The organism is Streptomyces sp. NPDC107581 (genome assembly GCF_055657175.1).
Genome location: NZ_JBVKBH010000031.1, coordinates 1 through 12,546, shown reverse-complemented (window position 1 = coordinate 12,546; position 12,546 = coordinate 1). Strand labels below are relative to the sequence as shown.

At 73.2% G+C, this 12,546-nt stretch carries 1 protein-coding gene; it reads right to left on the bottom strand.

Going from position 1 to position 12,546, the window contains the following annotated elements:
* Nucleotides 1-13: 13 nt before the first annotated feature.
* Nucleotides 14-12,546, bottom strand: a 12,533-nt coding sequence (locus tag ACZ7P3_RS41050; protein WP_472089775.1) for a type I polyketide synthase, incomplete at its 5' end; no start/stop codon positions are given.

The following is a 12,546-nucleotide window of genomic DNA, read 5'->3' as shown; positions in this document are numbered from 1 at the left end:
AGCATCATCAACTTCACTCCGTCTCGCTGTCCAAGGCCAGGCGAATGAGGCTTTCGGCATCCAACGCGTCGATGTCCTCGGCCTCTTCGCCCTTCTCGTTCACGAGGGCGTCGTCATGGACATCGGCGAGCTGCATGAGTACCTCCATGAGCCCGGCCTCACGGAACCTGGACAGCGGAACGGCCGCGAGCGCCTTCCGGAGTTTCGCCTCACCAGGGTCTGTCTCGCTGCGTTCGCCGATCTCCGGCAGCAGCTTTTCCTGCAGGAACACGGCCAGTTCCGAGGGGTTGGGGTAGTCGAAGACGAGGGTGGCCGGCAGGCGCAGGCCGGTCACGCCGTTGAGACGGTTGCGCAGTTCCACCGCGGTGAGCGAGTCGAAGCCCAGGTCGGTGAAGGCCCGGCCCGCCTCGATCGCGGCGGAGGAGGCGTGTCCGAGGACCGCGGCCACATGGGTGCGGACCAGGTCGGTGAGCTTCCGCTCCCGGTCCTGCGCCGACAGCCCGGCCAGCTGCTGGTGCAGGGAGTCGGCACCGGCACCGGCCGAGGCGGCCGTGCGACGGCCCGGGCCACCGCTGACCAGCGCCCGCCACAGCGACGGGATCTCCGTGCTGCGAGCCGCCTGGGCCCGCAACCCCGCCAGGTCCAGCCGGGCCGGGACCAGCACCGCCTCGTCGCGCGTCAGCGCCAGGTCCAGCAGAGCCAGACCGTCATCGGCGCTCAGCGCGGTGACGCCGCCCCGGTTGATACGGGCGCGTTCGGCGTCGGTGAGCTGCCCGGTCAGGGCGCTGACCTCGGCCCACAGGCCCCAGGCCAGGGACGTGCCCGGCAGACCGGCCGCTCGACGGTCGGCGGCAAGGGCGTCGAGGAAGGCGTTGGCCGCGACGTAGTTGCCCTGGCCGGGTGACCCGAACGTCGCCGCCGCCGAGGAGAAGAGCACGAAGTGCTCCAGGTCCAGGTGCCGGGTCAGCTCGTGCAGGTTCCAGGCGCCGTCGGCCTTGGGCCGCATCACCGTCGCCACCCGCTCCGGCGTCAACGACGCGATCGTCCCGTCGTCCAGGACACCCGCCGTGTGCACCACCGTCGTCAGCGGGGCCTCCTCGGGAACCCCCGCCACCACGCCCGCCAGGGAGTCGCGGTCCGCGGCGTCGCAGGCGACGATCTGCACCCACGCGCCAAGCGTCGCCAACTCGGCTGCCTGAGCAGCCACGTTCGGCGCAGCCGGGCCCGAACGGCCGGTCAGCACCAGCCGGTCGGCACGGCCCGTCTCGGCCAGGTGCCGGGCCACGAGACCACCCAGCGTGCCCGTACCACCCGTCACCAGCGCCGACCGCCCCACCGGCCCCGAACCGACCGGTCGGGAGACGACAGGAACAGAAGGAACAGAAGGAACGGCGGGAACGGCGGGAACCGTCAGGACCAGCTTGCCCGTGTGCCGGGCCTGCGACATGAAACGGAACGCCTCCCGCGCCCGCCGCACGTCCCACGCCCGCACCGGAAGCCGCGACAGCCCACCGGCCGCCATCAGCTCCACGATCCGCCCGAGCATCTCCCCCAACCGCCCGGCCCCGGCCTCACCGAGCTGGAACGGCCGGTAGGTGACGTCCGGGTGCTCCGTGGCCAGGGCCTCGGCGTCCCGCAGGTCGGTGCGACCCATTTCGATGAAGGCGCCGCCGTTCGGCAGCAGCCGCAGTGAGGCGTCGGTCAGCTCGCCCGCCAGCGAGTTCACCACGATGTCCACACCCGCACCGCCCGTGGCGGCCAGGAACTCCGCCTCGAACCCGGCACCACGCGACGACGAGATGTGCGCCTCGTCCAGCCCCATCCCGGCCAGCACCGGCCACTTGGCCGCACTCGCCGTCGCGAACACCTCCAGACCCAGATGCCGCGCAATCTGCACCGCGGCCATACCCACACCACCGGCAGCAGCATGGATCAACACCTTCTGACCGGCACGCGCACCGGCCAGCTCGACCAGCGCGTACCAGGCCGTCATGAAGGCGGACGGCACGGACGCGGCCTCGGCACAGGACCAGCCGTCCGGGATGCGCACCACCTGGCGTGCGTCGGTGACAACCACCGGCCCGAACCCGCCCGCGGCAACACCCATCACCCGGTCACCGACCGCCAGACCACTCACATCCGGACCGGCCTCGATCACCGTACCGGCGACCTCACTGCCCATCAGACCGCCACCCGGATACATGTCCAGCGCGATCAGCACATCCCGGAAGTTCAGCCCGGCCGCCCGGACCGCCACCCGCACCTGCCCCGCCGCCAACGGACCACCGGCCCCCGGCGCCTCCACCAACGCCAGACCCTCCAACGACCCGCCCGCATCCGGCTCCAGCCGCCACAACCCCTCAGGCACCACCAGCTCACCCGACGGACGCGTCAGACGCCGCCCATAAGCCACCTTGGCCCGGACGGCCAGCTCCGGCTCCCCGGCGGCGAGCGCCGTCGGCAGGACGGCAGCCGCCTGGTCGTCGGTGCCGGTGGCGGGCAGGTCGGCCAGGACCAGCCGGCCCGGGTTCTCCGATTGCGCCGAACGCAGCAGACCCCACACCGCGGCCGCGGCCAGATCGGCCACCCGCTCGCCGGCCGAGGCGGCCACACCACCCCGGGTGACGACCATCAACTGGGCCGATTCCAGACGCTCTTCGCTCAGCCACTCCTGGGCCAGGCCCAGAGCCTCGCCGACCGCCCGCCGAGCGGCCTCCGCCACATCACCACCGGAACCCTCACCACCGGCGCAGACCAGCACCACCCGCGGGTCCAACTCGCCCGCCTCGGCAGCGACCGCAACCTCCGCCAGGCCGGCGAAGGAACGCACCGGCACCCCGGCCACGTCCAGAGCCTCCACCAGACCCAAGCGGTCGGCACCGACCAGCGCCCACTCCCCCACCGGGACCGGCGCCTCGGCGATCGGGGCCCACTCGACGGTGAACAGGGAGTCCGCAACTCCGGTGTCGGCGGCCTGGAGTTGGTCCGCGGTCACCGGGCGCGTGATCAGCGAGGCCACCGACACCACCGGAGCACCCGTGGCATCCGCCGCCGTCACCGTCAGACTGCCCTGACCATCGCGGCGCAGCTTCGCCCGCAGCACCGAGGCACCACCGGCATGCAGCTCCACACCCGTCCACGCGAACGGCAGCCGCACCTGACCCGGCTCACCCTCCACGGCCCCACCGACCAGGACGCTGGCGTGCAACACCGCGTCGAGCAGCGCCGGATGCAGGCCGAACGCTCCCGCGTCCTCGGCCACGACCTCGGGCAGTGCCACCTCGGCGAAGAGATCCTCGCCACGGCGCCACACCGCTCGCAGGCCCTGGAATGCCGGACCGTAGCCGTACGCCCCTGCGAGGGCGTCGTACATGCCGCTGATGTCCACCGCCGTGGCGTCGCGCGGCGGCCAGACGGACAGGTCCTCCGCCGCGGCTGCGGTCGGCCCGGTGGGGGCGACCATGCCGCCGGCGTGCTGGACCCATTCCTGCCGGGTGCCGTCGGGACGGGAGAACACCTCGACCGTCCGGCGCCCGTCACCGTCGGCCGCAGCAACCACGACCTGCACCTGGACACCGCCGTCGGCGGGCAGCACCAGCGGCGCCTGCAGCGTCAGCTCCTCCAGCAGACCACACCCGACCTGGTCACCCGCACGCACCGCCAGCTCAACGAAACCGGTACCCGGCAGCAGCACCACACCACCGACCGCGTGGTCCGCCAGCCACGGATGCGTACGCAGCGACAGCCGGCCCGTGCACACCAGCCCGGCGCCGCCGGCCAGCTCCACCGCCGCACCCAGCAGCGGGTGATCCACCGTACCCAGGCCCAGCGACACGGCGTCCCCGCCGAGGGCCGGTTTGGCCGGACGCGGCCAGTACCGCTCGTGCTGGAAGGCGTAGGTCGGCAGCTCGACCCGATCGGCGCTCGGCAGCACCGCGGTCCAGTCCACCGCCACACCGTTCACGAACGCCTCGGCCAGCGAGGTGACCAGGCGCTGCGCACCACCGTCGTCCCGCCGCAGCGTCCCGCACACAGCGGCGGCCACCGCACCCGAGCCGGAGCCCTGCGCGACCTCTTCGAGGGTGTCGTTCATCGCACCCATCAGCACCGGGTGCGGAGTGACCTCGACGAACACCTGGTGCCCCTGACCGGCCAGGATCCGCACCGCCCGGTCGAAGTGCACCGAGGCCCGCAGGCTCCCGTACCAGTACTGGGCATCCAGCTCGGGCCCGGACAGGGTCTCGCCCGTCATCGCGGAGACCATCGGCACCCGGCCCTGACGCGGAGCTATCCCCGCCAGGACAGAGACGATCTCCGTCTCCAGCCGGTCCACCTGAGCCGAGTGCGAGGCGTAGTCCACCGCGACCATCCGGGCACGAACGCCCTCGGCCTCCAGCTCCGCCTGCAACTCCTTCAACGCCTCCGGCTCACCGGAGACCACCACAGCGGAAGGGCCGTTCACCGCCGCCAGCGACAGACGCTCACCCCAACGCGGGAGCCGCTCCTCGACCGCCGTGGCCGACTGGCTCACCGAGAGCATTCCGCCCGCACCGGCCAGCACCTTCAACGACCGCGAGCGCAGAGCCACCACACGGGCGCCGTCCTCGACGCTGAGCATCCCCGCGACCGTCGCCGCCGCGATCTCACCCTGCGAATGACCGACCACCGCATCCGGAGTCACGCCCGCGGCCTCCCACACTGCCGCAAGCGACACCATCACCGCCCACAGCGCGGGCTGCACCACATCCGCCGCCTCCAGCGCGGGAGCACCCTCCGCACCGGCCAGGACATCGGACAGCGACCACGGCACATACGGAGCCAGCGCCTTCTCACACTCCGCCAGCCGCTCCGCGAACACCGGGCTGACCCGGGCGAGTTCACACCCCATGCCCAGCCACTGCGAACCCTGACCAGCGAAGGCGAACGCCACCCGACCACCGGACCGGGCCACCCCCGACACCACCGAACCCGCAGGAACACCCGCCGCCAGACTCTCCAGGCCCGACACCAGCTCACCGCGGGCATCGGCGACCACAACCGCCCGGTGCTCGAACGCCGAGCGCGTCACCGCCAGCGACCACGCCACATCCGCGGACTCCAGCTCCGGACGCGTGCTCACCCACTCGCGCAACCGGTCCGCCTGCCCCGTCAGACCGGTGGCGGAACGGCCCGACACCAGCCACGCCCTCACACCCTCGGCCTCGACCATTGTCGGGGTGTCGGCCCCGGTGGGCGCGCCCTCGTCGGTGGCGTCGCCCCGGCCGTCGTTCTCCAGCGGGCCGGCCTCGGCGGCCGGGGCTTCCTCGAGGATGATGTGCGCGTTGGTGCCGCTCAGGCCGAACGAGGAGACGCCGGCGCGGCGCGGGTGGCCGTTGGCGGGCCACGGTGCCGGTTCCGTCAGCAGCCGGACGTCGCCGGCGGTCCAGTCGACGTGCGGCGAGGGCTCGTCCACGTGCAGGGTCTTGGGCAGGTGCTGGTGCTGGAGCGCCAGCACCATCTTGATCACACCGGCCACGCCGGCGGCGGCCTGGGTGTGGCCGATGTTGGACTTCACCGAGCCCAGCATCAGCGGGCGGGCCTCGGGCCGCTGTCGGCCGTAGGTGGCGAGCAGCGCCTGCGCCTCGATCGGGTCGCCCAGTTTCGTGCCGGTGCCGTGCGCCTCGACGACGTCGACCTGGTCCGCGCCCACTCCGGCGTTGGCCAGGGCGGCGCGGATGACCCGCTGCTGCGAGGGGCCGTTCGGGGCGGTGAGACCGTTGGACGCGCCGTCCTGGTTCACTGCGCTGCCGCGCACCACCGCCAGCACCTTGTGGCCGTTGCGCAGCGCGTCGGACAGCCGCTCCACGACCACCATGCCCGCGCCTTCGGCGAAGCCCATGCCGTCGGCCTGCGCGGAGAACGCCTTGCAGCGTCCGTCCATCGCCAGGCCGCTCTGCTCGCTGAAGCCGACGAAGCCGTCCGGGGTCACCAGGATCGTGATACCGCCGGCCAGCGCCATCGAGCACTCGCCGGACCGCAGCGCCTGCGCGGCCAGGTGCAGGGCGACCAGGGACGACGAGCAGGCCGTGTCCACCGTCACCGCCGGACCCTCGAGGCCCAGCGCGTAGGACACCCGGCCGGACAGCACACTGGTCGCGTTGCCGGTGATGAGGTGGGCGGCGCCTTCGACGTCCACGCCGTAGCCGTACCCGGACGCGTACCCGCCGGCGAACACGCCGGTCGTGCTGCCGCGCAGCGACTCCGGGTCGATGCCGGCCCGCTCCAGGGCCTCCCAGGACACCTCCAGCAGCAGCCGCTGCTGCGGGTCCATCGCCAGCGCCTCGCGCGGGCTGATCCCGAAGAATCCGGCGTCGAAGCCGCTCATGTCCTGGATGAACCCGCCGGCCTGCACGTACGAGGTGTATCCCTCGCCCGAGGGGTCGCTGAGGGCCTCCAGGTCCCAGTCGCGGTCCTCCGGGAAGCCGGAGATCGCGTCCCCGCCGGAGGTCAGCAGCGACCACAGTCCGTCGGGGTCGACCACGCCGCCGGGGTAGCGGCAGCTCATGCCGACGATCGCGATCGGCTCGTCGGCGACGGACGGGGCCGGGGCCGCCGTCGGGGCCGCGGTGTCGTCGGGCAGGGTGCCCAGCAGCTCCGTCTGGAGGTACTCGCTCAGGGCGGCCGGGCTGGGGTAGTCGAACAGCAGGGTCGCGGGCAGGCGCAGGTCGGTGGCCGAGCTGAGGTCGTTGCGCAGCTCGACGGCGGTCAGGGAGTCGAAGCCCAGTTCGCTGAAGGCGCGGCCGGCCTCGACCTCCTCGGGCGAGGAGTAGCCCAGCACCTGGGCGGCCTTGGCCTGGACCAGTTCGGTCAGGATCCGGTGCTGCTCGGCCCGGCCCGTCCCGGCCAGCCGGCGTGCCAGATCGCCTTCGGCCGGTGCGACCGAGACGTCCGTGAGCAGCGCGGCCAGCTGGTGGATCTCCGGCAGGTCCCGCATCAGCGGCACCTGCAGCAGGCCTGCCGCCGCCTGCGGCTGGGACAGGATGATCGACCAGTCGATGTTCGTCACCGTCAGCACGGTGTCGGGGCTGTCGAGCGCCTCGGCCAGGGCCCGGACCGCCAGGTCCGGATCCATCATCCCTTCCCACGGGTTGCGGGCCAGTCGCTGCCGTGCGGCCTCGTTGCCCTCGGCCACGCCGCCGCCCGACCAGGGGCCCCAGGCCACGGCGAGCGCGGCCAGTCCGCGGCTGCGCCGGTTCTCGGCGAGGGCGTCCAGGTAGGCGTTCGCCGCACCGTAGTTGGCCTGGCCCGGGCCGCCCGTGGTGGCCACCACGGAGGAGAACAGCACGAAGGCGTCCAGGTCCAGGTCCGCGGTCAGCTCGTCCAGGTGGGCGGCGCTCGCCGCCTTGGCCGCCAGCACCGTCTCGAGCCGCTTCGGCGAGAGATGGTCGATCACGCCGTCGTCCAGGACGCCCGCGGTGTGCACCACCGCGGACAGCGCCGGACCGCTCGTACCGGTCCAGTCGACCAGCCCGGCGAGGCCGGAACGGTCGCTGACGTCACAGGCCACCACGTCCACGCGGGTGCCCTGGGCAGCCAGTTCGGCGGCCTGCGCCGCGACGCCCCGGGCACCGGGCCCGGAGCGGCTGGTCAGCACCAGGCGGTCCGCGCCGCGTCCGGCCAGCCAGCGTGCCACGTGCCCGGCGAGCGCTCCGGTGCCGCCGGTGATCAGCGCGCTCGTGTGCTCGGGCCGCCAGGTCCCGTTCGCCGTGGGCTGCGGGGCGCGGATCAGCCTGCGGCCCTGGAGCCCGGCGGGCCTGATGACGACCGCGTTCTCGTCGCAGCCGGCGAGCACGGCCACCAGCTGTGCGCCGGTGCGTTCGTCCAGTTCGGCGGGCAGGTCGATCAACCCGCCCCAGCGGTCGGGGTATTCCAGGGGGACGACGCGTCCGAAGCCCCAGACCTGTGCCTGCAGCGGGCTGGTCAGCACCTCGCCGGGCCCTGCGGCGACGGCGCCCTGGGTGAGGATCCACAGCGGTGCGCCGATCCCGGCGTCGCCCAGGCCCTGCACCAGAGCCAGCGTCGCGGCCAGGCCCCCGGTCACCACCGGGTGGTCCGGCAACGGCGTCTCGTCCAGCGCCAGCAGTGACACCACGCCGGACACCGCGTCGGGTTCCGCGCCGGCGCTCTGCAGCGCTTGCCCGAGCAGCGTGGCCACGTCGGTGCGGTCCAGGGTTGCGGCCGGTATCTCGACGACCGCGGATCCGGCGCCGCGCGAGGTCAGCGCCGCCAAGCAGCCCTGTGTCACCTCGGCTCCGGCCGACCCGGCGGGGATCACGACCAGCCACTGTCCCGACAGCCGTGCGGTTCCGGGCTCGGCGACCGGCGCCCAGCCCACGCGGTAGCGCAGGCCCGCCGTCGCCGACCGGTCCTGTTCGCGGCGCCGCCAGGAGGCCAGCGCCGGCAGCACCTCGCTGAGCTGCTTCTGGTCCTCGATGGCCAGCGTGTCCGCGATCCGGGCCAGGTCGCCGCCCTCGACGGCGGCCCAGAACTCGGCCTCGGCAGCCGTGCTCGCCCCGTCGCCGCCCAGTGCGGGCGCGGTGGGGGCGGCGGCCTGCAGCCAGTACCGCTGCTGCTGGAAGGCGTAGGTCGGCAGGTCGACCCAGTCTGCGGTGGGCAGGACGGTCTTCCAGTCCACGCCCAGCCCGCCGGCGTACGCCTGCGCGAGCGAGGTGACCAGCCGTGCGGCACCGCCGTTGTCCCGCTCCAGCGTCCCCACCGTCAGCACATCCGTGACGCCCGCGTCCTCGGCGGTCTCCATCACCGCGGCGGTCAGCACCGGATGCGGCGAGACCTCCACGAACGCCCCGAAGCCCCCGGAAAGCAGGCTCCGTACAGCCTCCTCGAAACGGACCATGCGGCGCAGGTTCGCGAACCAGTACCCGGCGTCCACCTCGGTGCCCGACACCCACTCACCGGTCACCGTGGAGGCCATCGGCACCCGGCCCGCCCGCGGGGCGATCCCGGCCAGCTCCTCCTCCAGCACCGCCGCCAGCGGCTCCACCGCCGGAGAGTGCGCCACGAAGTCCGTCTCCGGAATACGCCAGCGCAACACCTTCCGCTTCGCCAGCTCCCGCTCGAACTCACCCAAGGCTTCCGGCTCACCGGACACCACCACCGCCGCCGGACCGTTGACCGCAGCCACCGACAGGCGCTCGCCCCACTGCCCGGCAAGCTCCCGCGCCGACTGCGACGGCATCACCACCGACACCATCGACCCCTGCGCCGACAGACCCGACAACGCACGCGAGCGCACCGCCACCACCCGGGCACCATCCTCAAGGGACAGCATCCCCGCCACCGTCGCCGCCGCGATCTCACCCTGCGAGTGGCCGACGACCGCATCCGGGCTGACACCGGCGGCCTCCCACACCGCCGCAAGCGACACCATCACCGCCCACAACACCGGCTGCACCACATCCGCACGATCCAGCCCCGCAGCACCCTCAACACCCGACATAACATCGGACAACGACCACGGCACAAACGGCGCCAGCGCCGCCCCGCACTCCGCCAGGCGCGCCGCGAACACCGGACTCGACAAGGCCAACTCCCGGCCCATACCGACCCACTGCGTCCCCTGACCCGCGAACACGAACACCGTCCGCGCACCGGAACGCGCAACCCCGGAGACCACCGACGGCGCGGGCGTCCCGGCCGCCAGACCCTCCAGACCGGTCACCAACTCCCCACGGTCGCCGCCGATCACCACGGCCCGGTGCTCGAACACCGACCGCGTCGCCGCCAACGACCACGCCACTTCGGCAGGGTCGAGCCCAGGGCGTGTCGCGCTCCACTCGCGCAGCCGCTCCGCCTGGGCCGCCAGCCCCTCGGCCGTACGGCCCGACACCAGCCATGCGCTCACACCGTCGGCCTCGATCACGGCGGGGGCGCCTTCCGACGCCGTCGCGTCAGCGGGTTCCGCCGGGGTGTCTGCCTCCTCGGTGTCGGCGGCCGGGGCCTCCTCCAGGATGATGTGCACATTGGTGCCGCTCATCCCGAACGCCGACACACCCGCGCGCCGCACCCGCTCCCCGGTGGGCCACGGCACCGGCTCGGTCAGCAGCCGCACCTCACCGGCCGACCAGTCCACGTGCGGCGTGGGCTCTTCCACGTGCAGCGTCTGCGGCAGCTGCTCGTTCTGCAGCGCCAGCACCATCTTGATGATCCCGGCCGCGCCGGCGGCCGTCTGGGTGTGCCCGATGTTCGACTTCACCGAGCCGAGCCACAGCGGCCGGCCGTCGGGGCGCTCCTGGCCGTAGGTCGCGATCAGGGCCTGAGCCTCGATCGGGTCGCCGAGGGTGGTCGCGGAACCATGGGCCTCGACCACGTCGACCTCGTCGGCGCGCACCCCGGCGCTCGCCAGCGCGGCGCGGATCACCCGCTGCTGGGAGGGACCGTTGGGCGCGGTCAGGCCGTTGGAGGCACCGTCCTGGTTGATCGCCGAGCCGGGGATCACCGCCAGTACCTTGTGGCCGTTGCGCCGGGCGTCGGACAGCCGCTCCACGACGAGCATGCCCGCGCCCTCGGCGAAGCCCGAACCGTCGGCCGACGCGGCGAACGACTTGCAGCGTCCGTCCACGGAGACGCCGCGCGCCTGGGAGAAGGCCACGAAGACGGCGGGGGTGGCGGTGACCGCGACACCGCCGGCGAGCGCGAGCGAGCACTCTCCGGACCTGATCGCCTGGCAGGCCATGTGCAGGGCCACCAGCGCCGAGGAGCAGGCCGTGTCCACCGTGACGGCCGGGCCCTCCAGGCCGAAGGTGTACGACAGCCGGCCCGACATCACGCTGGCCGCCGTGCCGGTCATCAGGTGGCTCTCGGCGACGCCCGCACCGTCCAACGGCACGTCGATGCCGTATCCGGAGGTGGAGCCGCCGACGAAGGCGCCGGTCTGGCTGCCGCGCAGCGTCGCCGGGTCGATGCCGGCCCGCTCCAGCGCCTCCCACGACGTCTCCAGCAGCAGCCGCTGCTGCGGGTCCATCGCCAGCGCCTCACGCGGGCTGATCCCGAAGAACCCGGCGTCGAACCCGCTCGCGTTGCGGACGAAGCCGCCCGCCTGCGTGTACAGCGTTCCCGTACGTTCCATGTCCGGGTCGTAGAGCGCTTCGAGGTTCCAGCCGCGGTCCTGCGGGAACGGGCCGATCGCGTCCGAGCCCGAGGCCAGCAACTGCCACAGGTCCTCCGGGCTGACCGCACCGCCCGGGAACCGGCAGGCCATGCCCACGATCGCGATCGGCTCGTCCGCCACGCCCGTCACCACCGGACCGGAGGGTGCCGCGATCGCCGGCAGGTCCCCCGTCACTTCCGAGCGCAGCAGCCCGGCCAGCGCCACCGGTGTCGGGTAGTCGAACACCAGGGTCGCCGGCAGCCGCAGTCCGGTCTCCGTGTTCAGGCGGTTGCGCAGTTCCACCGAGGTCAGCGAGTCGAAGCCCAGGTCGGTGAAGGCCCGGGTCGCCTCGATGGCCTCCGCGGAGGCGTGCCCGAGGACCGCGGCGACATGTGCGCGCACCAGGTCCAGCAGGAGCCGGTCGCGCTCCGCGGCCGACACCGACGCCAGCTGACGCCGCAGTGCCTCCGCCGCGCCGGCACCCGCAGCGGTGCCCGCTCCGGAGGCGGCCGTACGCCTGGCGGAGCCGCCGGCGCCGACGAGCGCGCGCCACAGCGGCGGAATGTCCGTGGTGCGGGCGGCCTGTGCGCGCAGTCCCGCCACGTCCAGCCGGGCGGGCACCAGAAGTGCCTCGTCCCGGGCCAGTGCCGCGTCGAACACGACCAGGCCCTCTTCGGCACCCATCGTCACGAAGCCCGAGCGGTCGATGCGGGAGAGCAGCCGTTCGCCCAGGTTCCGGCCGATGCCCGACTCGTGCACCCACGCGCCGAGTTGCAGTGACAGCCCGGCGAGGCCGGCCGCCTGCCGGTATCCCGCGAGGGCGTCGAGGAAGGAGTTGGCTGCCACGTAGTTGCCCTGGCCGGGCGCGCCGAACGTGGCCGCCGCCGAGGAGAACGTGACGAAGCGTTCGAGATCCATGTGAGCGGTGAGTTCATGCAGGTGCCAGGCCGCGTCGACCTTGGGCCGCATGACCGCCGAGAGCCGCTCCGGCGTCAGGGAGGGGATCACTCCGTCGTCGACGACCCCTGCGGAGTGGATGACGGAGCCCAGCGGGGACTCGGCCGGAATCCTCTGCAGCACCGCGGACAGTGCGGCACGGTCGGCCACGTCGCACGCGACCACCTGGACCCACACGCCCAGTTCGGCCAGCTCCGCCACCAGAACGGCCACGTCGGCGGATGCCGGTCCGGAGCGGCTGAGCAGCACCACACCACCCGCACGACCCGTCACCACCAGATGCCGGGCCACCAGAGCACCCAACGTACCCGTCCCACCCGTCACCAACACCGAACGAGCAGCACCATTCGCCCCCACCCCAACCGGCCACTCCACCGGCACCAGATCACCCGACGGACGAACCAGCCGCCTCCCATACGCAACCCCACCACGCACCACCAACT